This window comes from Sulfurospirillum diekertiae, from assembly GCF_011769985.2.
In the GTDB taxonomy this organism is placed as follows: domain Bacteria; phylum Campylobacterota; class Campylobacteria; order Campylobacterales; family Sulfurospirillaceae; genus Sulfurospirillum; species Sulfurospirillum diekertiae.
Genome location: NZ_CP039734.2, coordinates 1,970,332 through 1,996,294 on the forward strand (window position 1 = coordinate 1,970,332; position 25,963 = coordinate 1,996,294).

The 25,963-nt window shown below is 38.9% G+C and carries 25 protein-coding genes; 22 read left to right on the forward strand and 3 right to left on the reverse strand.

All coding sequences use genetic code 11. The annotated features are described in order from the left end of the window. The first annotated feature begins 20 nt into the window (after positions 1–20). The 19 genes from FA584_RS10095 (at position 21) to FA584_RS10180 (ending at position 20,909) form a co-directional block, all read left to right on the forward strand. Positions 21–539 (forward strand): response regulator transcription factor, encoded by a 519-nt coding sequence (locus tag FA584_RS10095; protein ID WP_191342048.1) that lies wholly within the window; start codon positions 21–23, stop codon positions 537–539. A 24-nt stretch (positions 540–563) separates the two neighbouring features. Continuing rightward, positions 564–2,495, forward strand: coding sequence for a sensor histidine kinase (locus FA584_RS10100; RefSeq protein ID WP_167749368.1), 1,932 nt, complete (start codon positions 564–566; stop codon positions 2,493–2,495). A gap of 101 nt (positions 2,496–2,596) precedes the next feature. Next, complete coding sequence (locus tag FA584_RS10105) at positions 2,597–3,136, forward strand: 4Fe-4S binding protein (protein WP_167749369.1); 540 nt, start codon at positions 2,597–2,599, stop codon at positions 3,134–3,136. Positions 3,137–3,155: 19 nt separating this feature from the next. Further along, positions 3,156–5,066 (forward strand): anaerobic carbon-monoxide dehydrogenase catalytic subunit, encoded by a 1,911-nt coding sequence (gene cooS / locus FA584_RS10110; RefSeq protein ID WP_167749370.1) that lies wholly within the window; start codon positions 3,156–3,158, stop codon positions 5,064–5,066. 47 nt (positions 5,067–5,113) lie between these two features. Then, positions 5,114–5,896, forward strand: coding sequence for an ATP-binding protein (locus FA584_RS10115; protein WP_167749371.1), 783 nt, complete (start codon positions 5,114–5,116; stop codon positions 5,894–5,896). Between the two features lie 563 nt (positions 5,897–6,459). Continuing rightward, complete coding sequence (locus tag FA584_RS10120; RefSeq protein ID WP_087439114.1) at positions 6,460–7,110, forward strand: 4Fe-4S dicluster domain-containing protein; 651 nt, start codon at positions 6,460–6,462, stop codon at positions 7,108–7,110. Continuing rightward, the gene (locus FA584_RS14730; RefSeq protein ID WP_256431165.1) at positions 7,110–7,823 is read left to right on the forward strand and encodes a proton-conducting transporter transmembrane domain-containing protein; all 714 of its coding nucleotides are present in this window, start codon (positions 7,110–7,112) and stop codon (positions 7,821–7,823) included. The genes FA584_RS10120 and FA584_RS14730 overlap by 1 nt, the downstream gene beginning before the upstream one ends. A gap of 11 nt (positions 7,824–7,834) precedes the next feature. Next, on the forward strand, positions 7,835–9,052 hold the full coding sequence (locus FA584_RS10125) for a proton-conducting transporter transmembrane domain-containing protein (RefSeq protein ID WP_256431166.1): 1,218 nt from the start codon (positions 7,835–7,837) through the stop codon (positions 9,050–9,052). A gap of 7 nt (positions 9,053–9,059) precedes the next feature. After that, entirely contained in the window at positions 9,060–9,983 is a 924-nt protein-coding gene (locus FA584_RS10130; RefSeq protein ID WP_167749372.1) for a respiratory chain complex I subunit 1 family protein, read from the forward strand. 1 nt (position 9,984) lies between these two features. After that, positions 9,985–10,632 (forward strand): hydrogenase 4 membrane subunit, encoded by a 648-nt coding sequence (hyfE, locus tag FA584_RS10135; RefSeq protein ID WP_096047150.1) that lies wholly within the window; start codon positions 9,985–9,987, stop codon positions 10,630–10,632. A 1-nt stretch (position 10,633) separates the two neighbouring features. Then, the gene (locus FA584_RS10140) at positions 10,634–12,103 is read left to right on the forward strand and encodes a proton-conducting transporter transmembrane domain-containing protein (protein WP_096047151.1); all 1,470 of its coding nucleotides are present in this window, start codon (positions 10,634–10,636) and stop codon (positions 12,101–12,103) included. Positions 12,104–12,111: 8 nt separating this feature from the next. Further along, complete coding sequence (locus FA584_RS10145) at positions 12,112–13,851, forward strand: hydrogenase large subunit (RefSeq protein WP_096047152.1); 1,740 nt, start codon at positions 12,112–12,114, stop codon at positions 13,849–13,851. Continuing rightward, entirely contained in the window at positions 13,848–14,387 is a 540-nt protein-coding gene (locus tag FA584_RS10150) for a formate hydrogenlyase complex iron-sulfur subunit (protein WP_096047153.1), read from the forward strand. Before FA584_RS10145 ends, FA584_RS10150 begins: the two co-directional genes overlap by 4 nt. Continuing rightward, positions 14,384–15,205 (forward strand): NADH-quinone oxidoreductase subunit B family protein, encoded by an 822-nt coding sequence (locus FA584_RS10155; protein WP_087439120.1) that lies wholly within the window; start codon positions 14,384–14,386, stop codon positions 15,203–15,205. The genes FA584_RS10150 and FA584_RS10155 overlap by 4 nt, the downstream gene beginning before the upstream one ends. Continuing rightward, entirely contained in the window at positions 15,205–15,558 is a 354-nt protein-coding gene (locus tag FA584_RS10160; RefSeq protein ID WP_096047154.1) for a formate hydrogenlyase maturation HycH family protein, read from the forward strand. Before FA584_RS10155 ends, FA584_RS10160 begins: the two co-directional genes overlap by 1 nt. Positions 15,559–15,575: 17 nt before the next feature. Next, positions 15,576–16,022, forward strand: coding sequence for a hydrogenase 3 maturation endopeptidase HyCI (locus FA584_RS10165; protein WP_096047155.1), 447 nt, complete (start codon positions 15,576–15,578; stop codon positions 16,020–16,022). 233 nt (positions 16,023–16,255) lie between these two features. Then, positions 16,256–18,799, forward strand: coding sequence for a glycosyltransferase family 2 protein (locus FA584_RS10170; RefSeq protein WP_167749373.1), 2,544 nt, complete (start codon positions 16,256–16,258; stop codon positions 18,797–18,799). Positions 18,800–18,945: 146 nt separating this feature from the next. Continuing rightward, positions 18,946–20,682 carry an aldehyde ferredoxin oxidoreductase C-terminal domain-containing protein gene (locus FA584_RS10175; protein ID WP_096047157.1) on the forward strand — a complete coding sequence of 579 codons (1,737 nt, stop codon included), beginning with the start codon at positions 18,946–18,948 and terminating at the stop codon, positions 20,680–20,682. After that, positions 20,682–20,909, forward strand: a complete 228-nt coding sequence (locus FA584_RS10180; protein ID WP_096047158.1) for a MoaD/ThiS family protein — start codon at positions 20,682–20,684, stop codon at positions 20,907–20,909. Before FA584_RS10175 ends, FA584_RS10180 begins: the two co-directional genes overlap by 1 nt. Here FA584_RS10180 and FA584_RS10185 read toward each other — a convergent pair. Continuing rightward, on the reverse strand, positions 20,906–21,181 hold the full coding sequence (locus tag FA584_RS10185) for a MoaD/ThiS family protein (RefSeq protein ID WP_096047159.1): 276 nt from the start codon (positions 21,179–21,181) through the stop codon (positions 20,906–20,908). The genes FA584_RS10180 and FA584_RS10185 overlap by 4 nt on opposite strands. A 42-nt stretch (positions 21,182–21,223) precedes the next feature. Here FA584_RS10185 and FA584_RS10190 point away from each other — a divergent pair, with 42 nt between their 5' ends. The 3 genes from FA584_RS10190 (at position 21,224) to FA584_RS10200 (ending at position 23,535) form a co-directional block, all read left to right on the forward strand. Beyond that, positions 21,224–22,009 carry a HesA/MoeB/ThiF family protein gene (locus tag FA584_RS10190; protein WP_167749374.1) on the forward strand — a complete coding sequence of 262 codons (786 nt, stop codon included), beginning with the start codon at positions 21,224–21,226 and terminating at the stop codon, positions 22,007–22,009. Positions 22,010–22,032: 23 nt separating this feature from the next. After that, positions 22,033–23,250 carry a GGDEF domain-containing protein gene (locus FA584_RS10195; protein ID WP_167749375.1) on the forward strand — a complete coding sequence of 406 codons (1,218 nt, stop codon included), beginning with the start codon at positions 22,033–22,035 and terminating at the stop codon, positions 23,248–23,250. Positions 23,251–23,316: 66 nt separating this feature from the next. Beyond that, positions 23,317–23,535, forward strand: a complete 219-nt coding sequence (locus FA584_RS10200; RefSeq protein ID WP_096047162.1) for a hypothetical protein — start codon at positions 23,317–23,319, stop codon at positions 23,533–23,535. An 18-nt stretch (positions 23,536–23,553) separates the two neighbouring features. Here the strand turns inward: FA584_RS10200 and FA584_RS10205 are convergent, their stop codons facing one another. Both FA584_RS10205 and FA584_RS10210 read right to left on the reverse strand, forming a co-directional pair. Further along, on the reverse strand, positions 23,554–24,771 hold the full coding sequence (locus FA584_RS10205) for a tetrahydrodipicolinate N-succinyltransferase N-terminal domain-containing protein (RefSeq protein ID WP_096047163.1): 1,218 nt from the start codon (positions 24,769–24,771) through the stop codon (positions 23,554–23,556). Positions 24,772–24,788: 17 nt separating this feature from the next. Further along, a complete protein-coding gene (locus FA584_RS10210; RefSeq protein ID WP_167749376.1) occupies positions 24,789–25,919 on the reverse strand; it encodes an Mrp/NBP35 family ATP-binding protein in 1,131 nt (376 codons plus the stop codon). Positions 25,920–25,963 lie beyond the last annotated feature (44 nt).

Consider the following 25,963-nt stretch of genomic DNA (forward strand, 5'->3'; position numbering starts at 1 on the left):
TAGTTGTCACAGATATTAATATGCCAAACATGAATGGCATTGAGCTTATTCAAAAAATTTATGAACATAATCCTATGCAAACCATTATTGTGATTTCTGCACACAATGAACCCCAATATCTCTTAGAACTTGTCAATTTAGGTATAGAGCAATTTCTGCTCAAACCGAATAACTATGACACTATTTTAAATGTCTTTCACAAAAGTGCTTCTAAGGTGTTACGCTCATATAGCAAGGAAATAGAAACATCTCACGTACATTTAGGTACTACGCTTTTATGGAATAAACAAACAAGTGTATTGTACGAAAAGGATATGGCGATAAAACTCACTAAAAATGAAACGCTTTTAATGCAAATTTTTATTAAAAATCACACAAAGATCTCAACTCTACAAGAAATTTTTGATACATTATGGGGTGATGAACCTCACTTAGCATGTATAGAAACCCTTAAATCAATTATCTCAAGGCTACGTAAAAAATTACCAACGTCTATTATTGAAAATGTATATGGGTTGGGATACAGATTAGTGTATTAGTCAATCCAAGACAAAGGTAAAAGAATGATAAAATCTAAAATACTTCAAAAAACAATGCTTCTCATGGCTATTTTAATTTCAAGCTATATCGGTGCCGTTTTATTTCATTCTTTCCCTAAAATTAACAACAAAATAATTCAACTTGAGAAAATCAATATAGAAGAAGTACTCAATAAAATTATTTCTATCAGTGAACTTGCCTATCAATATTTAGAGGAATTTGAAAATGAAGCAATTACCTCACGTCAGAGAATGTTGCAAAATGCATCCTTGTTCCCTTTATATATTTTTGAAGATTATCATGCGAAAAAGAGCGCACAGAAGATAGATGAAAACAAAGCCAAAAAACGCGCATATAGTCAAATAAATGGTTTTGAATACCCAAATAATGGTTATTTTTTTATTATTAATCAAGATACAAATCTGCTTGCTCTTTCATTAAATAAAACACAAAAATCTCCATCTTTTTTACGCGATAAAGTTTTCCTAACACAGCTTTCCAAAGATGCTAAAGAAAAAAAAGAGGTATTTGGGCGCCATATTGGTAATTCAGAAACATTAGTCTACCTAAAATGGTTCCAACCATGGAACCTCTATATTGGGGTGGCTGAACCTATTGATGAAATTTCCCATGTTATTGATCAGAAAAAGCATGAACTCTTTGAAAAGCTCAACACCATCATTAAATCGCCTAATAGGGTCAATGTTGGACAATCTTTTATTTTTGATAGGCAAGGTCACGTGATTGTTGCTCAAGACACTCAGATGTTAAATAATAATCTTAAAAGCATTTACAATCCAAATACGCACAAGAATTTATACGATAGCTTTACCCAAACGGCACACGACTCAAAAATACTTTATTTTGACTGGAACAAATCAGAAGATCAAGAACATTACATCTATAAAAAAGTCCTCTGGATTGATTATATACCAAAACTACAGTGGTATGTTGCTACAACAGCGTACGTTGAAGAACTTGAGATTATGTCTCATAAATTACAAAGAATTGTCGCCTCTTTAGGAATTATTGTTCTTATCATTGCTCTGATTATTAGTTATATCTTTTTTAAAAAACTTTTACACCCCATCTCAATACTCTCTGAGATGGCAAACAGTGCAACAAAGGGAGATTACAGCGTACGTTCTTCTATCAAATCAAACGATGAGATAGGAGAGCTTTCAAAAAATTTCAACACTATGATTGAAACGATTGAAAGTAATATTAAAAAAGAAAAACAAATGATGGAACAATCTCGTTTGGCGCAAATGGGAGAAATGATGAGTATGATTGCACACCAATGGAGGCAACCATTAGGAGCTATCGGCAGTGCTACAACTTTTATTAAAATTCAAAGTGAAAAATACAATCTTGAAAAAAACAATGAAAAGTTTCTTTTTTTGAGTGCTTTGAATAGAAAACTCGCTAGTATTGAAGAGTATGTCTATTTTCTTTCCACAACCATAGATGATTTTAGAACCTTTTTTAAACAAAATACCGAAAAAGAGTTAGTTCTTCTAACAACACCCATCGAAAAAGCTTTACAAATGATTGAAGCTTCATTAGTAAGTAAAAATATTAAAATTATCAAATACTACGAATGCAACAACCCCATAAAAGTCTATCAAAATGAGCTTGTTCAAGTCATTTTAAACATCCTTAAAAATAGTGAAGACAATTTTATAGAAAAAAAGACTTCACAGCCGTGTATTATCATTTCGACCCAAAAAAATGACTCTACTTATAGTATTAAAATTGAAGATAACGGTGGAGGTATTTTAGATGAATTTCTTCCTAAAATTTTTGAACCTTATTTTTCAACTAAACTTGAAAAAAATGGGACAGGACTAGGACTTTATATGTCAAAAGTCATTATAGAAGAACATCATCAAGGAGAACTTAGAGCTACTAATGTGCAAGATGGTATTCTTTTTGAAATAATTTTACACATCTAATCCAAAAAATTTTTACTGCAACCTTTCTGCAACTCTCATGAAGTAATCTTTTCACATGTCAGCCAAACTATTTTGGCAAATCTTATGAAAAAGGAGTTCTCGTGAGTGATGTTGTTGATAATATATTTATCTACACAGACCCAGAGCGCTGCATGGGATGTCATAGTTGTGAGCTAGCCTGTGCTATGTCTCATTCATCGTATGATTTTAACAGTGCTGTGCTTGCAGGTGTTGTGCTTATCCCCCGCAATAAAGTAATCGCCATCAAAAATCAAACCACTACAGCTCAATGCGTACAATGTGAAGCACCTTGTTTGGATGCGTGTAAAAGTAATTGCATGACGCGTGAGGCTGTTGGGGTTATTAAAATTGATGAAGAAAAATGTATTGGATGCAAATTGTGTTTTAAAGCATGCACTTATGATTCCATTACTATGGTTGAAATCCCCCAAGAAGAACCAACAGATGGTAAAAAGAAACGCAAAAAGCTCAAAGCATTCAAATGTGATCTTTGTTTTGATCGAATAGATGTAGATGGTTCTCTACACTCAGCGTGTGTTGAAGCATGCCCCACAGATGCCATTATAATCACTCGTGATAACAGTTACAGAATAAAATCCCTTAGTTTACGTGGCTATTAATACTTAAAAAGGAGTATGCATGTTGGAAACACCTCGAATTAAAACCGTTGATATATCCGCACAAAAAATGATTTTTAAAGCAGAACTGGATAAAGTTGAAACCGCATGGGATCGCTATGATGCAATGCAACCTCAATGCGGATTTGGAGAGACAGGTTTATGCTGTCGTGTCTGTTGGAAAGGTCCTTGTCGAATAGATCCTCTAGGAAATGGGCCTAAAAAAGGTATTTGTGGTGCAGATGCAGATACCATAGTCGCACGCAATCTTTTACGCAGTCTTTGCGTTGGTGCAAGTGCCCATACTGAGCATGCACGACATATTGCACATACGCTTTATGCACTTTCAGAAAATGAGGCACCTGCTTATGCGATTAAAGATGAACATAAACTCTTAGATGTTGCAAAACGTTTAAAAATCGACACGGAAGGTCGATCTATCACAGAAATAGCCAAAGAAGTTGCTTCTGTCTCTTTAGAAGATTTCGCACGATTCCATGGTGAGTTTAGATGGCTCAATGCTGTTATCAATCCACTGCGTAAAGCAAAATTTGAAGCATTAGGCATCATGCCTCAAAATTTAGATAGTGTTGTTGTTAATGGCCTTGCAAGAACCCACGTTGGATCTGAATCTGATCCACTCAATCTTCTGTTAGCAGGAGCAAGGGTTGCAATAGCCGATGTTTCTACAATGGCCATGGGAACCGAACTTTCCGATATTTTATTTGGTACACCGCAACCTACCATGACAACAGCCAATTTAAGTGTACTTAAAAAGGATGCCATCAATATAGCACTTCATGGGCACAATCCACTTTTATGTGAGATCGTTTGTGATGTTGCCGCTACTATGAATGATGAGGCAAAACGACTAGGCGCTTCTGAGGGAATTAATATCGTAGGAGTATGCTGTACAGGAAATGAGCTTATGATGCGCCATGGTATTCCATTGGCAGCAAATTATCTTTCTCAAGAGCTTACGATTATTACTGGTGCAGTTGAAGCAATGATTGTAGATACCCAATGCATCATGCCAGCAGTCGTTGAGACAGCCAATAACTACCATACCGTTGTCATTAGTACTTTGGATGATAACAAAATGGCAGGAGCAACACATATTTCTTTTCACCCAGAAACAGCGATAGAAGGTGCTCGTAAAATTGTACAGCTTGCTCTTGATGCCTACAGTAGGCGTGATCCTAATAAAGTCGATATCCCAACCAATACGCAAAAAGCCATTGGTGGATTTAGTTATGAAGCTATTATTGCAGCATTACAGATGGTTGATAAAGAAAATCCCATCAAGCCATTAATTGATAACATTGTCAATGGAAATATTCAAGGGGTGGTTCTTTTTGGTGGCTGTAACAACACGAGAGTCGTTCATGATTACAACTACATTACGATGACCAAAGAGTTGGCAAAGAGAAATGTTTTAGTGCTTGCCACAGGATGTGCAGCAGGGGCATTGGCAAAATTTGGCTTTATGACACAACAAGCGACAGAAGATTATGCAGGTGATGGACTTAAAACAGTTTTAACTGCCATCGGTCAAGCTGCGGGAATTGGCGGTCCACTACCGCTAGTACTTAATATGGGTTCATGTGTTGATAACACACGAGCAGTGAGACTTGCAAATGAAATAGCCAATACACTGGGTGTTGATTTAGATTCACTTCCGGTATGTGTTTCTGCGCCAGAGCTTATGTCTGAGAAAGCACAAATCATCGGCACTTGGGCGACTGTTTTAGGATTGCCTGTTCATATTGGTATTGTACCTCAGATTATTGGCTCACCTTTTGTGACCAGCTTTTTAACACAAGGAATAGAAGAAACTCTTGGTGGAAAATTTATTGTCGAAGTCGATCCTATTGAAGCTGCCAATAAACTTTATACAGAGATTCAAAAAAGGCGCCAAAAACTAGGCATATAAATCGTGGGGGGAAGCCCCCACACATAATTTTTAATAAGGAGATGCATATGAAAATAGCAATCACAGGTAAAGGTGGCGTTGGTAAAACAACATTAGCAGGTACGTTGGCACGATTATTTGCAAAAGATGGCAAGAAGGTCTTCGCAGTTGATGCTGATCCAGATGCAAATCTTGCTTCTGCCATTGGTATACCTTTGGAAAAATCTAAAAAACTTATTCCCTTTTCAAAAATGAAATCATTAGCACGTGAACGAACGGGTGCTGAAGATGGATATGGTTCTTTTTTCATCCTTAATCCTAAAGTAGATGACTTACCAGAAGCATATTGTTTAGAACATTTAGGGGTTAAACTTTTAACTATGGGAACCATTGAATTAGGTGGAGGGGGATGTGTTTGTGCAGAAAATGCTTTAATTAAACGCCTCATGCAACATCTTTTAATCCAAAACGATGAAGTCGTTATTATGGATATGGAAGCAGGAATTGAACATCTTGGAAGAGGTACAGCAGAATCTGTTGACGCACTGATTGTTGTTGTTGAACCAGGACAAAGAAGTATTCAAACGGCTCATCAAATTAATGCTTTGGCTCAAGATATTGGTATCAAAAGAGTTTTTATTGTTGCTAGTAAAATTAAAGATGCACAAGACCTAAACTTTATTCAAACACAACTTAAAGAATTTACCCATCTAGGATTTATTACCTTTAGTGATGCCGTTAGAGAAGCGGACATGAATGGATCGTCACCAGCAGATACGATATCCCCTGTGATAGAAGAAATCAATGTTATAAAAAATGAATTGATAAAAATTTTCACTTACAGGGTATGAAATGCAGAGTCAAATTAAACATAATTATTTTAACATGAATAAACCCTTGAAAATTAGAAATTCAGAACTAAAATTGATTATTTCTATGAATAACTTTATGCCTAAACAATTTTCAATAAAATATAGCATTTCTCCTCTTTATTTGCATATGACAACATTAAACTTTTTTCACAGCCCTTGAAAAAATTAATAGTTATATGCTATGCGCGATACTCTTTTTCAATAGTCGAAAAAAGTCACTTTAAGTAGCTTGCTCCAAAATTTATTTCTCATGAATAATTCAAAATGACTGGGTACTTTTTGCTGCAATTAAAATTTCAAGTATTCAAAACATACTTAATTTAAAGAGAGTAACCCATACCAATAAAATAAAACTTTTACAAGGATAAGAGCATCATTAGTAGAGGGTGAAAGTTGAAATATAAAGCAAAATATAAATTTTTATATTAAGCTATATTCATGCTATAAAGTTTATATATAATTTTGGCATGAAAAGAGTCGATGTTGCAAATAAGTCTATACTAGTCTATTAATTCTACTAAACAAACCATAGAGGATAGTCTATGTCTAAAGTTCATAAATTCGTTATTACAAACTCTGACCTCTGCATTGCTTGTAACGCCTGCATGAAAACATGCGTTAAAAATGCCTATGCACGTGGGAAACTCTCCAAGAAAAGACTTGATGTTCTCTCGTTAGAGAGCGGTAAAATGCCCAACCAATGTCGCCAATGCGATGATGCCCCATGTGCTAATGTTTGTCCAACGGGTGCCCTTCGTATTGCTAATTCATGTGTTGAGCTTTGTGAGGAAATCTGTATCGGCTGTAAGCTCTGCACGATTGCCTGCCCTTATGGAGCAATCAACATTGACGCAGAATTTCCTCCTTCTATTATAGAGGAAGTAGAGCGACACTTGGAAGCTGGTTGTATCAGTGGGCTTAAAAGCATTGCTATCAAATGTGATATGTGTGATGGCATAGAAAGTGGCCCAGCATGTGTTAGTGCCTGTCCGACAGGTGCATTAGTCATGGTAGATCCAGTTTTGGGTGAGTGTAAATTTGGCAAAAAAGTCAAAGGCGATATGACGCCTTTTCTAAAAGCTATCGTGCCTGATGTTACATTTACAAATATTCCGGCTCCGGAAATTAAAAAACCCAAAGAACCCAAACCCGCTCCCGCTGAAACTTTAGAAACCAACAAAGAGGAAGCATAATGCAAACCATATACACGCTCTTTTTTTTAACATCCCTTCTTTCCATTCTACTCTATAAAAAACCACTTCTTGCCCAAAAAATAGGCTTTGGTTTGGCGAGTGTCGTTTCGCTTTATGCAGCGATATTTTTCTTTTCCAGTCTCAATGAAACATTGATCTGGAAATTGCCGGGGAATTTTATTAGTATGCCTGTTTTTAGGCTTGACTCATTAGGCATGCTCTTTAGCTTTTTGATTAGTTTAATTGCATTTGCCGTTTCACTTTTTAGCTTTGACTATGTGAAATTCTATGAGAAAAAGGCGAATTTAGCCGTTTTTGCTTCACTCTTTAATGCTTTTATTCTCTCCATGCTTCTTGTTGTTGCCAGTGATGGCGTTTTCTCTTTTATGCTTTTATGGGAACTAATGACACTCATCTCTGCACTTTTAATTTTAGTTAACGATGGGAAGGGTGCCTCTAAAAACGTGATGATTTATTTGGGAATTGCTCAAATTGGAGCATTCTGTTTAATGGTTGCCCTTATCATCATGGCAAGTTTTGCAGGTAGTTTTGAATTTAGTAAATTTGATGAACTAAACATTGGTTTTGGTATGAGTCTTACCCTCTTTATCTTACTACTTATTGGTTTTGGCTCTAAAGCAGGTATGTTTCCTTTCCATGTCTGGTTACCGCTAGCATATTGCCAATCTCCCTCTAATGCCTCTCTGCATTGATGAGTGGCGTTATGATCAAAGTAGCACTTTTTGCCTTTATCAAATTTTCACTTCTTCTTCCACAGCTTGTTCAATTTGGCTATATTTTACTGCTTTTTGGTGCACTTAGTTGCGTCTTTGGTGTACTGTATGCTGCAATTTCCAATGACTATAAAGCATCTATTGCATATAGTTCTTGTGAAAATGTTGGCATCATCTTTTTAGGACTTGGAGGAGCCTTTTACGGCCTTGGAGCACATATACCTTCGATTGCCTTACTTGGTTTTGTTGCAGCGCTCTTTCATATCTTAAATCACGCAGTTTTTAAATCATTACTCTTTATGTTGAGTGGTAATATTTATACCGCAACTCTTACAAGAGATATGGACGAACTTGGTGGTCTTCACAAAAAGATGCCTATTACTTCGATTATCTTTTTCGTGGCAGCACTTGCCATTTGTGCACTTCCTCCACTTAATGGCTTTGCTAGTGAATGGATTACCTATAAAACGATGCTTTTAGGTGGTATGGAACAAGGCGTTATGGCGCGATTTCTCTTTGTTATTGCCATAATCGCACTCGGTGTTGGCGGTGCACTTGCTGTCATGGCGTTTGCTAAAGTATATGGAGCTGTCTTTTTGGGACTCCCGCGCGATGCCAAAAGCTTTGAAGGCGCCAAAGAAGTTTCCGGTGTTATGCTACTACCCTTGTGCCTCTTAGCAAGTTTTTGTGTGGGACTTGGTGTCTTTATGAGTGACGTCATTAATGTTTTATCTAAAATTGTTCTAACCTTTATACCTGTCTCAAACGTCAATCAAAATGAATTTATCTCAATGCCTACCATTGTCCTTGTGATGTTACTCTGTGCTATTGTCCCATTTGTTTTACTCTATCTTTTAAAATCAAACAATACGACAACACGTATTACAGATCCTTGGGCATGTGGTTTTATCTACAACAAAAATATGCAAATTGGGGCAAACTCGTTTACAGGAGACATTCGTAAAGCGCTTAGTTTTATTTTAAGATACGAGAGTGAAATGAAGATGGATGGGTATTTTTCAAAAGTCGTCTATACGAAAAAAGTACACGATTTCTTTTGGGACAAACTCTATGAGCCAGTTATTCGATTGATTATGTTAATTGCCGAGAAAATAGGCATTTTTCAAAATGGTCGAACGAATTTTTATGCGGGATATATCTTGGTTTATCTCTGTTTAGTGTTGATTTTTGCATCTTACTATCTGTGAGGACACAATGAGCTTTTTTTACCTACTTTTACAACTTATAGCAGCTATACTGGTCGCTCCACTCTTTGATGGCATGGCTAGAAAGCTAAGGGCGAAATTTCAATCTAGGATAGGACCGAGCATTTTTCAAACCTATCGTGATCTTTTGAAACTTATCAAGCGTGGACGAACAAAGTCACACAGTGCAAGTTTTATCTATCAAATTGCACCTTATCTGATGTTTGCAACAACAGCAGCAATGTTCTGTGCCTTACCAATTACCTACGGAAGTGACGCTGTTTTTGCTCAGTTTTCGGATATTTTTGTTCTTATCTATCTTGGAGCACTGTATCGATTTATGTTTATTATTGCCGGCTTTGATACTGCAAACCCTTTTGCGGGTGTGGGTTCAAGCAGAGAGGCAACCATCGGTTTTTACAGCGAAGCAGTATCGATTATCTGCCTTATTGTTGTCATGTTAGGGGCAGGTAGTTCGAGTTTACCACATATCGCTTCTATCGTAAGTCTCAGTGAGGGTAACTACGGTTATCTAGTTCCTTCCTATGCCATCGCTTCAACCGCTTTCCTTTGGGTCATGTATGTTGAAACAGGCAGAAAACCTTATGACTTAGCTGAAGCCGAACAAGAGCTTCAAGAAGGTGTTTTGGGCGAATACTGTGGTAAAGATCTTGCTATTATCGATGTGGCTTTAATGTTGAAGCAATTTTCAATGTTAGGATTTTTCCTAATGCTCTTTGAGCCTTGGAGTTTTGAGAATCCTCTATTGTCTTTACTCCTTTTCCTCGCTGAGATTGGTGTGCTTTATGTTTTTGCTGTTTTTATCGACAACTTTGGACCACGATTTACAATGAACAAAGGAATGAAGCGAACCATGCTTTTTCCATTCAGTATTGCTTGTATAGCACTAATGCTTTATATTATTGGGGTATGAAATGATAAATTTTATTGATGTCATCACCGTTTTGATGATGGGAACAAGTTTAATGGTATTTGGTCTGCGAAAATACAAACTTAGTATTTATGCGTATGCACTGCAAACATTGCTTTTAGTGATTGTATTTTTGCTTTTACACTTCAAATATGGCGCTCATGAGTTACTCCTTTGGGCATTTACAGCCTTTTTGATGAAAGTCGTTTTTGTACCACTTTTTTTACTTAAGCTTGTGAATAAGCTTAGTATTATCAATGAAGATGAACCCGTAGGTGGCTTTTTTATATCGCCTGTTATAGCGCTTAGCTTTTCACTGGCTGTTTCAATGATGTTTTACAAGGTTTTTGTTCATTTCTCAATTTTCAAAGATGCGTTGCCACTCTTTGCCGCTTCATTTATCTTTATGATAGGTATTTTTGGCTTTATTTTGAGAAATTCATTTTTAAAACAGATTCTTGCCTATTGCCTTTTTGAAAATGGTATCCATCTAAGCCTAGCGCTTATGGCATATAACTCACATGAGCTTGTCGAGATTGGTATCTTAACCGATGCTATTTTTGCTGTTGTGATTATGAGTATTTTGGCGAAACGATTTTACGCCTCATATGATAGTCTCGACACATCTAAAGCTGTAAATTTAAGGGGATAAAATGGATATTCTTTTGTTGATACTAATCATACCTTTTGTGTGTGGTGTCGTAATGTTTGTTATGCCACTTCATTTCAAGCTCTTACAAAGCTTCCATATCCTTTTGAGCTTGATTGTCTCATCACTGTTACTCAGTGCTGTAAGCAAAGTCGTTCATGGAGCTGAACTTTCAGCCTTTGATAACTTTATTTTCTTGGACTCTCTTGGAGCCATCTTTTTATCGTTGATTGCTATTACTGGCTTATTGGTCAATATCTATGCCACCACCTATATGAAGTGGGAATTAGAAGATGGGCACGTCAGTTTAAAAGAGGTCAAAAACTACTTTGCGCTTAGTTTCATTTTTACATGGACAATGAGTTTAAGCGTTGTGTGCAACAACATCGCCTTTATGTGGGCAGCCATTGAGGCAACCACCCTCGCTTCAGTTTTTCTTGTATCTGTTAAAAAAGATCAAAAATCTACCGAGAGTGGTTATAAATACATCGTTTTATGCAGCATCGGTCTAGCATTTGCCCTTTATGCAACCATTTTACTTTACTCTGCAGCAAACGGTAAAATTGATGGTGATGCAATGCTCTACACCAATCTTATAGCCAATGCAGGCAATTTAGACAGCATGGCTTTGAAACTTGTCTTTATCTTTGCATTGATTGGCTTTGGAACGAAAGCAGGGCTTGCACCTACGCATACATGGCTACCCGATGTCCACGCCGAAGGACCCGCACCTACATCTGCCCTCCTCTCAGGCGTACTGCTTAAATGTGCTATGCTAGGGCTTATTCGCTACTATGCCATTGTCGCCAATGGTGTGGGTTTTGATTTTGTACAGTCTGTCATGATCATCAGCGGAACATTGACTCTTTTTATATCATCTTTTTTCCTTATTCGACAACACAACGTCAAAAGAATGTTTGCCTATCACTCCATCGCTCACATGGGTGTCATTGCCTTCGGCCTTGGTGTTGGTGGTGCTATTGGGCTTTTTGCTGCACTATTTCACTGTGCCGCACACTCCTTTACAAAAGCATTAGCCTTTTGTTCAACAGGAAATATTGCTAAGATCTACGGTACCAAAGATATGACCAAAATGGGTGGCATGATCCATATTGCCCCTTTAACGGCTGTATTATTCGGCATTGCTATCTGTTCACTAGTTGGTGTGCCTGGATTTGCAATTTTTGTGAGTGAATTTTTAATCTTTAAAGCTGCAGCAATCAATGGTTCGTATCTCTTAATGGGTATTTTTGCTGTCGCTTTAGCTATCATCTTTATCGCTGACTTTTCACACTTTTTCCTTGCATCATTTGGCAAGGTCGAAGGCAAAGTAGTCCATAACAGCGAGATGAAGTTCAGCGAAAACATTCCACTGATTGCCTTGGCTATTTTGATTGTAGCATTCGGCATATGGCAGTTTGATTCGTTCACGGTTCTCCTTGATGAGAGCGTTAAAACTATAATGAAAAAATAGGACTCACCATGAAATGCGATAAATTTATAGAAGCTCTGGCTACAAAAATTAAAATTTTAGAAGTTACAAGACAATGTGAAGATCAAGTCACCGCTTTGGTTGAGCTCAATGATCTTCCAGAGGCAGTTCGCTTTCTTTATTACGATATGGGTGGATACCTTTCAACGATGATTGCCAATGATGAGCGCAGTATCAATAAACATTATGCTCTCTACTATGCTCTCTCCATGGAGGGTGGCAAAATGTTTGAAGGTGATGAAATAGCACAAGATGAAAAATGTTTTGTCACCGTTAAAGTGCTTATCTCTCCAGATAATCTCACCTACCCATCGGTTACACCTTTTGTACCTGCCTGTGTTTGGTATGAAAGAGAAGCTTACGATATGTTTGGGCTTGTTGCAGAAGGGTTACCTGATAAAAGACGCTTGGTGCTCAGCGATGATTGGCCTGATGATCTCTTTCCCCTTCGTAAAGATGCGATGGACTATCGTTACCGTCCCGATATGAAAGAGCACTACAATGAACCTGAATATGAGTTCTTAAGACCTGAAGGTACAGGCATTATCGATGTGCCTCTTGGACCTTTACATGTAACGGCAGATGAGCCTGGACATTTTAGACTTTTTTGTGATGGTGATACCATTGTTGATGCCGATTATCGACTTTTTTACCAACACAGAGGTATGGAAAAGCTTGCAGAAAATCGTATGAACTACGATCAAATGGGCTATTTAGCAGAGAGGGTTTGTGGTATTTGTGGCTATGCTCATGCAATTGCATGTATCGAAGCGGCAGAAAAAGCGATTAATTTAGAAATTCCTGCACGTGCGCAAGCTATTCGTATCATCTGTTCTGAAATTGAGAGACTCCACAGTCATCTTTTAAATATTGGACTTGCGTGCGAAGTCACCGGTAACTACACCGCATTTATGCACATCTTTAGAATTCGTGAATACTCTATGAAACTTGCAGAACTTGTTACAGGTGGACGAAAAACCTATGGTAACGTTGTTATGGGAGGTCTCAGACGTGATATGACGGGTATTGAGATCAAAGAGAGTTTACGCATCTTACAAATCATCGATACGCAAGTGGATGAAGTATGGGATGCCGTGATGGAAGACAAACGCCAAATCAAACGATGGCAAGGCGTGGGCGTGCTTGATAAACAAGTCGCTCGTGATTTCTCTGCTGTTGGGCCTAACATCAGAGGCAGTGGTATTAAACGCGATACACGTTATGATCACCCCTACGACTTTTTCAAACAGATTGAATTTGATGTTGCCGTTGTTGAAGGTGGTGATGTTTTCGCAAGAGAAATGGTTCGTTATATGGAACTTAAAAGCTCTGTCTCTATCATCCGCCAATGTTTTGAGCTGATGCCTCAAACGGCAATTATCGTTGATCCAAAATTCCACGTTAAACCTGAAGACTTCGCTTTAGCCTATGTGGAAGCTCCAAGAGGTGAAAATGTCCACTGGATCATGCAAGGAAGTGCTCAAAAAGTCTTTAGATGGAGATGCCGTGCAGCTACTTACAACAACTGGCCAAGCCTTCGTTTTCAGTTCCGTGGAAACACAATTGCTGATGCTGCACTGATTGTTTGTAGCCTTGATCCTTGCTATTCATGTACAGAGCGTGTCACGGTTGTAGACATTAAGAGTAAAAAGAGCAAAATTTTAACAAACAAAGATTTAAAAGAATTTTCGAGGACACTTAAAAATAGTCCGATGAAGGATTTAAGATGATGAAACTTCTTGATATTACCGAAAAATACGGTAATACCACCCATAAATATCCATTTGAACCCTATAAAGTTGCGGCAAATTTTCGTGGAAAACCCGCTTATGTCTTTGATCTTTGCATTGGTTGTGCGGCATGCGGTATAGCGTGTCCCTCTAATGCCATTACAGTTCAGTTTAACAAAGATCAAACAAAATTAGTATGGGAGTTTGATTGCGGACGATGTATCTTTTGCGGTAGATGCGATGAAGTCTGCCCAACTGGCGCCATTAGACTCAGCGAAGAGTTTGAACTTGCCGTCAAATTTGACAAATCCGCTCTTATCCAAAGAGGGGAGCTTGATACGCAGTATTGCACCGAGTGTCATAAACCCTTTGCGGCAAAAAGGCTGATTAAATATGGTTACGAGTGTTTAAGCAAAGCCAATTTAGGCGAAAAGAGGCTTGAAGAGTCTAAAAATTATCTAAGTATTTGCCCTACATGTAAAAAAAACGCCACTGTATCAAACTTTACGAGTGGTAAAGAGATGGTGATAGAATGAAAACATATGTTGTACCACAAGAAATTACGGATGCCAACTCATTGGAGCAAAAGCTCGAACTCCTCAAACATATTGGACGCAGTTTTAGCGTTTATCGCATAGACTGCGGAAGTTGTAATGGTTGTGAAATTGAAATTTTTGCGGCTATTACACCAATGTGGGATCCAGAACGATTTGGTTTCAAACTCGTTGCCAATCCTCGCCATGCTGATATTTTACTCTGTACAGGTCCCGTGACACGTCAGATGTACTATCCGTTACTACGCGCTTATGAAGCAGCCCCTGATCCTAAAATTGTTGTGGCTCTTGGTGCTTGTGGCGCAACGGGTGGTATCTTTTATGATGCTTACAGTGTACTCAGTGGCATCGATAAAATTATTCCTGTTGATGTTTATATTCCAGGGTGCCCTCCTCATCCTGCAAGCATCATCTATGGACTTACAACCGCTCTTGGCGTGATGGAACAAAGACTCCAAAAAGTGAGTTTTGAGCACGATAGCGAAATGCCGCCATTGGTGAAAGATTCTGTCATTGGCAATACACTTTTTGAAAGAGATTTGCTCGTACATGCCAAAAGACTCATGAGCTATGTATTTGGACGAAAACTCTATGATAAATACCTTACAGCTCTTGTTAAAAGTGGTAATGTTAAAGACACAAAAGCCACTAAAATAGCTATTACTGAAGCTATGAGTACAGAAGCTGATCCACGCTATGCGGAGTGTCTAGGCATTTTACATAACGAGGTTTATACCCAATATATTCCCTGTGATGAGGAAGATAAAATCAGCCTCCACAGAGTCGAATGGGGGCAATAATGGTAGAAGTTTACAAACTCGTTCAAAAACATCTTGATGGGGCAAAGTCTGGTAATGTCACACTTGATCAGATCAAAATTTTCTCTACCTGTATAGGTCATGGTGTTGGCACAATTGACTTTAGTGAGAAAGTCTTAGAAATCAACGAATGCGAGTTTGAACAGATGCTCAGCACGGGAAATGAATATCTCAAACGCAAACTTGGGAACTTAAGTAAGTATTTTGAAATAGAAATCTTTCCAGAACATGCTGTACAGCTTTTACCTGAAATGATAGAATGCCCTTTTAAAAAGATACTCTCAGACTTAAAAGCAGGGTATTTGGTCCTTAGAAAAGATTTCCAAAACACTTAAGGGTAAGGAGAAAACGGTTGAAAAAAGCACTACTCTGTGTTGGAAATGAACTAAGAGGTGATGATGGCGTTGCTATCGCTGTTGGGCAATTGGTAGAAGAACAATTGCCCCAATGGAAAGTCTTTTTTGGTTACGATACACCTGAAGACCAGTTCGCAGCTTTGCGTGATTATACGCCCGATATTATTGTTGTCGTTGATGCTATGAGTGGTTTTAAAGAGGATAAAATAGAGTTTTTAGACCTCAGTGATGAACGCACTTACATCTACTCTACACATAACCTCCCTACGCCTATTCTTCTAAGTTATCTTCGAGATATTTGTACCAAAACCATCTTTTTAGGTATTTGTGTGTTGCTTGAAAATGTCTTACATTTTAGTGAAGGCTTGAGTGACAATGCGAAAGCTTCCTCCCTTAAAGCACTTGACAAAATCAAAGAGCTTGATACAATCATAGATAATTAAGTCAAAATCCATCTTTGCTCTCCTTTTAAATCATTCAGAAACCCTAAAAAAGGGTGAATGAATGATTGTTTTAAGAGGACAATTCCGTAAAATATCTTCCCAAAAAAACGCTTCCAAACTTTTTTCAAGCGTCACTTTTTACATGTAAACAGGCTCACTTCATTTTTTTAAACAAAGTTGTTGTAAAATCGCCATACTTGTTATCGATATGAAATTTTTTTCGGAGCATACGGTTGAAATACTTCAAATACATCTTACTTTCCATTGTTGTCACATCCCTTATTCAGATTTTACTGTGGACGAGAACTGGTGACCAAATCGTTATATCACCCCAAATCGGTGAAAAATTAGAGTCTCTCTCCTATACGCCTTTCAAAGGATTTGAGAAAGCGCTCAAAAGCGATGCTGAAATTGCTGAAGACATGAAAACGATTGAGCATATTGCGCGAAAAGTGCGAACCTATGCTATTTCTGATGCAAAACATGTCTTAGAAAATGTCCAAGACACTAAACTCAAAGTTGATGTTGGATTATGGCTTTCAACCGACAAAAATGCCAATGAATCTGAAATTGAAACACTCTTTGAACTGATCAAAATGTACAGCCCTAGAATCTCTTCGATTATTGTAGGAAACGAGGTTCTTTTACGTGCTGATATGACACCTGAAGAGCTGTATGCCTATATTGACCGTGTTTCAGTTCGCACCCGCATTCCTGTGACAACGGCAGAAGTTCAACACGTTTGGCTGAGTAACACTGAACTCGCACACCATGTGGATTTTATCTGTGTGCATATCTTGCCTTACTGGGAAAAAGTGCCTATAGAGCGAACGCTTGCTTTTACAAAAGAGAAATACGATGCCATTGCTAAGATGTATCCTAAAAAACCCATAACCATCGGGGAGTTTGGTTGGCCAAGTAGTGGATATAACAATGAAAAAGCAGAAGCAACACTGACCAATCAAATTGCCGCAATTACAGGCTTTTTGGAAATGGCAAAAGCAGAGAAATGGACCTATAACATCGTTGAAGCGTTTGATCAACCATGGAAAGGGGTACATGAAGGAAGTGTAGGACCTTATTGGGGATTATTTGATACCAATAAACAACCTAAATTTCATTTTATTAAACAGACTATCATCAATCCATTGTGGCGTTATCAAATGGCAGGCTCTGTTTTCTTTGGAATTTTGCTGACGTTCTTTGGTCTTAGAAATCAACGCGTCAACTTTGCACATGCGATTACCTATTCGGCAGCAGCGCAAGCAATGGGCTTTGGTATTGCTATGGCAGCGACGTATCCATTTATCTATTATATGAACTTTGGTATGTGGATTATGTGGACAATGGGAATTTTCTTAATGATCCCGTTGGTCATTATCACCCTTGCTAAAATTAATGAGCTCTTTAAATGCACCCTGGGCATTGCACCCAAACGCCTTGCTCCACTGCATCTCAAACTGGAGCATGCACCTTTTGTCTCCATTCATGTTCCTGCGTACAAAGAGCAGCCACATGTTTTAATTGAAACGCTTAATTCGTTAGCACATATGAAATACACCAATTACGAAGTCTTGGTGATTATTAACAACACACCTGAAGAGTTTTACTGGAAACCGATTGAAGAGCACTGTGCCAAATTGGGTGATAAATTTGTCTTTTTGAACATTACATGTAAAGGTTTTAAAGCAGGTGCACTTAATGAAGCACTCAAATACACCAACGAAAAAGCGGAGATTTTAGCCGTCATTGATGCCGATTATGTGGTTAGTGAAGATTGGTTGATCGATCTTGTTCCGCTCTTTGATGATCCAAAAGTGGGGCTTGTTCAAGCACCTCAAGATCATCGCGATAGCCAAGAATCTCTTATCAAACAAGCGATGAATGCTGAATATGCTGGCTTTTTTGACATCGGTATGGTGGAGCGAAACGAAGAAAATGCTATCGTTGCACACGGTACGATGCTCATGGCACGACTCTCTGCGGTACACGAAGTGGGAGACTGGACAACGTATACCATCGTGGAAGACTCGGAACTGGGACTACGCCTTTTTGAAGCAGGCTATACAGCGCACTATACTAACCGACGTTATGGTTGGGGATTGCTTCCAGACACCGTAGAAGCGTTTCGTACACAACGCCACCGTTGGGCGTATGGTGCTATTCAGATCTTAAAACGCCATTGGCGCCATTTTATGCCTTCATCTAAAACCTTAACACCTTACCAAAAATACCACTTCGTTGCAGGTTGGTTTTTCTGGCTCTCCGATGCCTTTGGTGCGATGACCGCTTTTTTAAATATTTTCTGGGTGCCATTTATTATTTTTGTGGGCGTAACCATTCCAACACTGCCGTTGACACTGCCTATCTTAGTGGCGTTCTTAGTCAACATTTTGCATGCGTTTATCTTGTACCACACCAGAGTCAAAATGAGTGTGAGAGAGACAATGCTCAGTGCCATTGCTTCGATGAGTTTACAGCTGGTTATCTTTAAAGCCGTCTACGATGGTTTTGTCAAAGATGGGCTTCCGTTTAAACGTACGGAAAAAGGTGGCAATACCAAAAAAGTCAATAAAAGTCCTATTCGCCATGAGATGATCTTAGCATCTTTACTAACCATCTCTTTCTTTGCACTTTACTTTACCAACTATACACGTATTACGGAAATCTATGTTTTTTCATTTACGCTTTTAATTCAAAGTGTTCCATATTACTCTGCTATTGTTCTGCGCATTATCGAACTTCAATCTCTCAAACCTAAGAAAGTAGTGGCTTAATGTCACTCCTTTCTTAAGGAAGTGTGTAAAAAAAGATATGCTAAAAAAGCATGTTTTTGTTTTAATATAGTTCCTTGAGTTTGCTATTTTCATGCTATAAACTTTGAATATTATGGTTGTAACAACCGTATTTAAAGGAGTTTATCATGGCTGATCTAATTTATCGTGTCAATATGACAAATCTAAGTTTTAAAATTGAAGAGGTTCCCGCTCGCTGGCTGGGATTAGGTGGACGTGGTCTTACATCTACCATTGTTGCTGAAGAGGTTGATCCAGAATGTCACCCTTTAGGACCAAATAACAAAATGGTTTTCGCACCAGGACTTCTCTCAGGAACTTCTGCTTCCAACTCGGGTCGTAACTCTTTAGGTGCGAAAAGCCCCTTGACAGGTGGTATCAAAGAGTCAAATGTTGGCGGTACAAGTGCCGGTATTTTCTCAAAACTTGGGGTTAAAGCACTCATTATCGAAGGGCTACCCAAAGATGAAAATACCTTCTATCAATTACATGTAACCAAAAACAATGTTGAGTTCATTCCTGTTCCTGAACTCGTCGGCAAAGATAATTACGCCGTACTCGATGCAATGATGGCAAAATATGACAAAAAAGTTGCGGTCATGAGTATTGGTCGTATCGGTGAAATGCGTATGAACCTAGCGAATGTCTCTGTAAAAGACCCCGGTGGAAAGCTCAGAAGTCACGGACGTGGAGGGCTCGGCGCTGTTATGGGTTCTAAAAAGATCAAATGTATCACTGTCGATGCCGCTGATTATAAAGAAGTCACGATTGCTGATCCTGATAAGTTTAAAGAAGCGAGTAAAATCTTTACCAAAGCACTTCAAGAAAATCCTATCAGTGGACAAGGTCTACCAGCCTTTGGAACGAACGTTTTGGTTAACATCCTTAATGAAGCAGGCGGTCTTCCAACCCATAACTTTAGACAAGGTAACTGGGAGCATGCTGAGGAAATTTGTGGTGAAACAATGGCTGAGAATATTAAAGCCAGAGGGGGAAAAACAACCCACGGTTGTCATGCAGGCTGTGTTATCCAATGTTCACAAGTCTATAATGACAAAGAAGGCAAGTTTCTAACCTCTGGATTTGAATACGAAACTATTTGGGCACTCGGAGCGCATTTAGGGATTCAGGACTTAGATTTGATCGCGAAAATGGATGGTCTGATGGATGATTTAGGTGTTGATTCTATTGAAACCTCTGTTGCCCTTGGACTTGCCGTTGATGCTGGTATTCTTGCATACGGCGATGGAGCCAAAGCGTATGAAATACTCTCTCATGATATACCAACTGGTACGCCACTGGGAAGAATTTTCGGTGCAGGAACACACATTTTAGGAAAAGCTTACGGGTTAGTCAGAGTTCCTACAGTTAAGGGACAAGGTATTCCAGCCTATGAGCCAAGAGCGGTTAAAGGACAAGGTATTACCTATGCTACAACGCCTATGGGTGCTGATCACACAGCAGGCTATGCGGTTGCAACAAATATCCTTAACAGCGGAGGACATGTCGATCCACTTAAAAAAGAGGGTCAAGTTGAACTGGCACGCAACCTCCAAATTGCTTCTGCTGCAGTTGATAGCACCGGTATGTGCATCTTTGTTGCGTTTGCAGCACTTGATGATGCAAAATGTTTACCAGCTCTCATTGATATGATTAATGCGCGCTTTGGCTGTGCTCTTACCATTGATGATGTGATGAACCTTGGTAAAACTATTCTTAAAACCGAGCATGAATTTAACATCAAAGCAGGATTTGGCAAAGCAGATGATCGTTTACCAGAGTTTATGAAATACGAAATACTTCCTCCTCACAATGTCACTTGGGATTTCACAGGTGAAGAGATTGATGAGTTCTGGAATTTCTGATGCACGTTGTTGTTAAACTCTTTGCTCAATACCGAGAAGGTCGCTTTAAAGTTGAGGAAAGAAACTATGCCATCGGTACAACGGCTCAAATGGTGATAGACTTATTGGAGCTTGAGCGAGTATCGCCTTTGGGTGTTTTGATGGTGAATAGTAGGCATGTTGAACCATCCTATTGTTTGCAAGAGGGCGATGTAATCGCTCTCTTCCCAAAAGTGGGCGGTGGTTAATTCCCTTTGAGCCCGCAGAAAAGACGAAATGAGCCTGGTGTTCCAGGAGGAAGAAGTGCTACTCGATCATTTTCATGTAGCTCTGTCTCTTTGGGAACAACGGTATTATTGAGAAAAACGGCTTCCACCTCTTTTTGCTCAAAGCCTAAAGAATCGATCAAATCAACAATCCGTGTTTTATCCTCTACCACCCATGAAGCATTCAAATAAGGTATGCCTTTTTGTGTGAATTTTGCTCGTAAAAATGAAAAAGCATTGAGTATAATATGCATTGGATCTCCTTATAGGAAAATTATACACTAGGATACAAAAAAATGGAACTTCTAACCTTTTTAAAAGAACAAACCTGTGATGGATTTCTTCCCCTTCAAGCAAGTTATGCGGCAATGGAACGTTTTACATGTAACTTTAGAAATGTTGAAGAGGTCGCTCTCAAACATGACATTTTGCCCCTTCGTTACAAACGCAATCAAAAAACTATTTCCACGAGGGAGCAGTACACTCTGTTCCAATCTACAGTACTGATTATCGGATGCGGAGGACTCGGTGGCTTTGTAGCTGAAATGCTGACACGTATTGGTGTGGGAAATCTCATCGTATGCGATGGTGATGTTTTCGAAGAACATAATATGAATCGTCAAAATTTTTCCTCACCTAAAACGTTGGGACGCTTTAAAGCAGAAGTGTTAAAAGAGAAGCTTGAAGAGATCAACCCTGCTTTACATGTAAAGAGTATGACCACTTTTTTTGATCCTAAAACCGATTATGAACTTATCGCTAAAGTGGACGTTGTTGTGGATGCACTCGACAATCCTGATCTCAAATGCCTGCTTGCCAATCTCTGTCTCAAAGAGCAAAAACCTTTTGTTCATGGTGCGATTGCTGGCTATTATAGTCAGTTTGCAACCTCAGTTTCACTTGATCAACTCTACGTCCAAAAAGGAGACGGTGTTGAGAAAAGCTCCGGCAATCCTTCGTTTACCGTTTGCTTTGCTGCCTCAATTCAAAGCGTAGAGGTGGTAAAATTACTGTTAGGCAAACCTCATCTTCAAGCTCCTTTGATGGGCAATTTATGGGAGTATGAGCTAATTTTGCTATAATCGTAAAAAAATACAGGAACGAAATGCAACAATTCAAAGAGGTTCTTTCGACTTTTCATGCACTCTGTTTAGGAATGATTCTTCTTGCACTTTGTATTTTGAAATTTGGACTTATCCCTTCGTATGCCTATTATTTTGTTTGGCAAAGTACGTTTGTTTTTCTCGTGATTGCTCTTTTTTTAAGTATCTATTTCAACAAAAGTAAACTCTTTGTTCTATTACTTTTCCCACTTTTTTTTGATTTAGCCCTTGCCTTTCCCAGTACCCTCTTTACAAAGCTTAGTGTCACAGCATTTTGGCATATCACTCCGCTGATTACGGCACTGGGTTACCTCCTCCTTTATGCCTTGCAAGAACGTGGTCTTTTTAGTTCATTTGGGGCATTCAGAACAGCACTTGGACTCATTGTTTTAGGAATCGGATACCTTGGCTTAAAATATTTTTCACCCAGTATGCAACAAGCTCTGGATACGCCTATTTTACATGCAAGCTTACATGGTCTAAGTAAGGCAAATGATTTTATACTGATTATTTCACTCATATCGCTTCTCTTTATTTTTCTGATCTCTTTACTGTTTGAAGTCCAAAGTCAAAAAGCTCCTTTTTGGATGCTCTTAGCACAAATGATCCCTTTTTTATTTTTGCAAGAGAGTAACTCTTTTCTTCTCTTTTCGCTGGTTACCTCACTGATTGCTATCAGTGCTCTTGTTCATGATGCCTACCGCATGGCCTATGCCGATACACTGACAGGAATTCCCTCAAGAAGGGCATTGGAAGAACGCTTTTTACATCTGGGTTCACACTATATGATTGCAATGGCCGACATTGATTTTTTTAAAAAATTTAATGATAAATTTGGTCATGACATTGGTGATGACGTTTTAAAGTTGGTCGCTAAAGAGTTAAGTCATATCAAAAATGGCGGCAAAGCGTATCGCTATGGTGGGGAAGAGTTTACCATTCTTTTTAATGGCAAAAAGAAAGAAGAGTGTATTATGGCGTTGGAAGAAGTGAGAGAGCGGATATTTAGACGTGGTTTTGTGATACGCGATAAAAATCGTCCTGAGAAAGTACCGCAAGAGATACAAAAAGCAAATACTGTAAAAAAAGAGAGGCTCTCCATTAGTATCGGTTTAGCAACATCAAGCAAGGGAAAAACACCCAATGAAATCATCAAAATAGCAGATGATGCCTTATACAAAGCGAAAGAGAGCGGGCGCAACTGTCTTATTTGCTTATAATTTATACATAATTACTTTTTTTAATATGTTACAATCATAAACCAATCCCCTTTAACGGAGTCCTTTATGAATAGTCACCTTAAATGCTCTATCGCAGAATGTAAAGCACGCCTAAAAGAGATAGATTCTATGGATTTGAAACAACTTGAAACATATGCAACCAAGTGCTCGACATGTGGTAATTGGATTTTAAAAGATGACCCTATTGCCAATGAAACTTATCGAAAAGTATCCTTAAAATGGGCAGAAGAATTTAATAATGATATTATGAAAAAGGGAGCTTAACTCCCCTCTCTTTTGATATTAATGAAGTTCACTATTTAGTTTGATTTCTCGTTTACTGCGTGTTGCGATGATCATACCATTCATGCTATTTTGGCGGAAATGAATACCATGAAGTCCCGCTAACTCTAAGCCTTTTAAGAAAACCATCTCTTCTTTGCCTGCTTTTTTGAGTTTTGCTTTAGGATTTGCTTCAATAATCTTGGCAAGCTCTCCAGCATTCACACCCACTTTAGTACCCTCTAAAATAGCAATACCCGCATCCACAATACAACCATCCCCCAAAGGAATCCCTGTCACCGAGTTGGCACCAAGGAGTGTATTCTCTCCAATACTCACAGGATTACCATTGGTTCCGCTTAGCACACCTAAGATGCTTGCTCCTCCTCCCACATCACTCCCTTTACCCACGACAACAGAAGAGCTAATGCGACCTTCGACCATCACAGCACCGGTAGTACCTGCGTTAAAGTTAACGTAACTGGCTCCTGGCATAATCGTTGTACCGGCATGCAGTTGTGCACCCATTCTTACTTTACTAGCATCTAAGATGCGCGTATTATCGGACGGAATAATGTGTGATAAGAAACGAGGAAATTTATCAACCGATTCAATGAGTGGATACTCACCCAAAAGTTTCATCTCAATTTCATGCATTCTCAGCCATTCAAGCTCAATAGGCTGCCCCAATGACCATGCGACATTTTCGAGCACGCCAAATGCGCCTGAGAGATTGAGTGAACGAATCGGAGCTTTACCTGTTGAGAGCGCATAAAGTTTAAGATAGACCGCTTCAGGACTCAGAGGTGCATCGTCTTCAAAAATAAAGACAATACGATAATCTTTTTTAAGCTTTTCTGTTTGCGCAATCCAGTCCAGTGTTTTAATGACTTGAACATTTTTATGCGCCTCACCTAAGGCAAGGTTTAGATAAGGAGTAAACGCATTCATGGCATTTTTAACAAATTTTTTCTTGACATCATAGACAAATTCGCTGCTGGTAAAATCAACATCAACGCCACTCTCTTGCAATGCTGCGATTAAAATAGCGGCACTCCCAAAGTTTTCATTCCAGTTGACCACAGGAAAGCTTGCCTGTAAAATCTTCTCGGGACTCAGTTGTCCACGATCAACCCGCGCGATACCAAAACCAATCGGTTTACGGTAACCTTCTTGTGATTCAATTTCTTGAACCAATGCTTTAAAATCTGTCTCATCAATACTAATGCGTAACGCCATACCTTCTCCTTTAATCCTTACTTTTTCGCACTTGAACAAGCACTGGGTGCGCCATTAATACCCATAGTTGGTTGAATCGCTTCATTGTTCGCACCACCTTCTGCATTGACTTTTTCAATGCACTCCCAAAGCTTACGAGCTGAAGCTTGATAGCGTTTCGCTGTCTCACTCTCTGGATGGAAGAAGCTTACTGGTTTTCCAGCATCTCCGCCTTCACGAACGGCAGGTTCAATAGGAATCTCACCAATCACGATGGTTTCAAACTTGTCAGCCAACGGTTTGGTGGTTCCTTTTCCAAAGATATCATACTCTTTATTGGTCTCAGGGCAGATAAATCCACTCATGTTTTCCATGATTCCAGCGATCGGAATATGCAATTTTTGGAACATATCCAAACTTCGCTCGGTATCATCCAAAGCGACTTGTTGAGGGGTTGTGACACAAATACCCGCAGTTACGGGAACACTTTGAGCTAAAGTAAGTTGTGCATCACCTGTTCCTGGAGGCATGTCGATGAAAAGAACATCCAAATCGCTCCACAAGATGTCGCGTAAGAGTTGCTCAATGGCTTTCATGACCATCGCTCCTCTCCAAATGAGTGATTGACCATTTTCCATTAAAGAACCCATACTCATCATCTCAACACCATACACAACAATAGGTTTGACTTTTTGTCCCACAATTTCAGGATGCGTATCAACAGCGCCCATCATACGAGGCACATTGGGTCCATAAATATCAGCATCCAGCAAACCTACTTTTTTGCCTTGGCTTGCCAATGAAATCGCAAGGTTAACGGTTGTTGTTGTTTTACCCACACCCCCTTTTCCACTGCTTACCATCACAAAATTTTTGATGTGAGGTGCCATGTTTTTACCTGATTGGGAGTTGCTTTTCTCTACCGGAGGCTTTGGTTGCTTCACCACAACATCCACACGGGTTGCACCAATGGCTTGAATTGCCTTCTCAATCGTTCCTTTTAATTCGTCACCAACCTCTTTACTAGAAGAGACGATCTCTGTTTCTACATAAACATTATTATCGGTTATATCAATATCTTTAACAAAACCAAATGTCACAATATCTTTTTCAAAACCTGGGTATTTAACGCCACCTAATGCGCTTAAAACGGCATCTTTATTTAACATTTTCTCGACCTTTATGCTTAAGTGATGGCAGAATTTAACACAAA

What these genes read in the sequence shown, in the direction of transcription:
- FA584_RS10095 (WP_191342048.1), top strand. Translation starts at nt 21, where the DNA reads ATGCCAAACATGAATGGCATTGAGCTTATTCAAAAAATTTATGAACAT.
- FA584_RS10100 (WP_167749368.1), top strand. Translation starts at nt 564, where the DNA reads ATGATAAAATCTAAAATACTTCAAAAAACAATGCTTCTCATGGCTATT.
- cooS (WP_167749370.1), top strand. Translation starts at nt 3,156, where the DNA reads ATGTTGGAAACACCTCGAATTAAAACCGTTGATATATCCGCACAAAAA.
- FA584_RS10115 (WP_167749371.1), top strand. Translation starts at nt 5,114, where the DNA reads ATGAAAATAGCAATCACAGGTAAAGGTGGCGTTGGTAAAACAACATTA.
- FA584_RS10120 (WP_087439114.1), top strand. Translation starts at nt 6,460, where the DNA reads ATGTCTAAAGTTCATAAATTCGTTATTACAAACTCTGACCTCTGCATT.
- FA584_RS14730 (WP_256431165.1), top strand. Translation starts at nt 7,110, where the DNA reads ATGCAAACCATATACACGCTCTTTTTTTTAACATCCCTTCTTTCCATT.
- FA584_RS10125 (WP_256431166.1), top strand. Translation starts at nt 7,835, where the DNA reads ATGATCAAAGTAGCACTTTTTGCCTTTATCAAATTTTCACTTCTTCTT.
- FA584_RS10130 (WP_167749372.1), top strand. Translation starts at nt 9,060, where the DNA reads ATGAGCTTTTTTTACCTACTTTTACAACTTATAGCAGCTATACTGGTC.
- hyfE (WP_096047150.1), top strand. Translation starts at nt 9,985, where the DNA reads ATGATAAATTTTATTGATGTCATCACCGTTTTGATGATGGGAACAAGT.
- FA584_RS10140 (WP_096047151.1), top strand. Translation starts at nt 10,634, where the DNA reads ATGGATATTCTTTTGTTGATACTAATCATACCTTTTGTGTGTGGTGTC.
- FA584_RS10145 (WP_096047152.1), top strand. Translation starts at nt 12,112, where the DNA reads ATGAAATGCGATAAATTTATAGAAGCTCTGGCTACAAAAATTAAAATT.
- FA584_RS10150 (WP_096047153.1), top strand. Translation starts at nt 13,848, where the DNA reads ATGATGAAACTTCTTGATATTACCGAAAAATACGGTAATACCACCCAT.
- FA584_RS10155 (WP_087439120.1), top strand. Translation starts at nt 14,384, where the DNA reads ATGAAAACATATGTTGTACCACAAGAAATTACGGATGCCAACTCATTG.
- FA584_RS10160 (WP_096047154.1), top strand. Translation starts at nt 15,205, where the DNA reads ATGGTAGAAGTTTACAAACTCGTTCAAAAACATCTTGATGGGGCAAAG.
- FA584_RS10175 (WP_096047157.1), top strand. Translation starts at nt 18,946, where the DNA reads ATGGCTGATCTAATTTATCGTGTCAATATGACAAATCTAAGTTTTAAA.
- FA584_RS10180 (WP_096047158.1), top strand. Translation starts at nt 20,682, where the DNA reads ATGCACGTTGTTGTTAAACTCTTTGCTCAATACCGAGAAGGTCGCTTT.
- FA584_RS10185 (WP_096047159.1), bottom strand. Translation starts at nt 21,181, where the DNA reads ATGCATATTATACTCAATGCTTTTTCATTTTTACGAGCAAAATTCACA.
- FA584_RS10190 (WP_167749374.1), top strand. Translation starts at nt 21,224, where the DNA reads ATGGAACTTCTAACCTTTTTAAAAGAACAAACCTGTGATGGATTTCTT.
- FA584_RS10195 (WP_167749375.1), top strand. Translation starts at nt 22,033, where the DNA reads ATGCAACAATTCAAAGAGGTTCTTTCGACTTTTCATGCACTCTGTTTA.
- FA584_RS10200 (WP_096047162.1), top strand. Translation starts at nt 23,317, where the DNA reads ATGAATAGTCACCTTAAATGCTCTATCGCAGAATGTAAAGCACGCCTA.
- FA584_RS10205 (WP_096047163.1), bottom strand. Translation starts at nt 24,771, where the DNA reads ATGGCGTTACGCATTAGTATTGATGAGACAGATTTTAAAGCATTGGTT.
- FA584_RS10210 (WP_167749376.1), bottom strand. Translation starts at nt 25,919, where the DNA reads ATGTTAAATAAAGATGCCGTTTTAAGCGCATTAGGTGGCGTTAAATAC.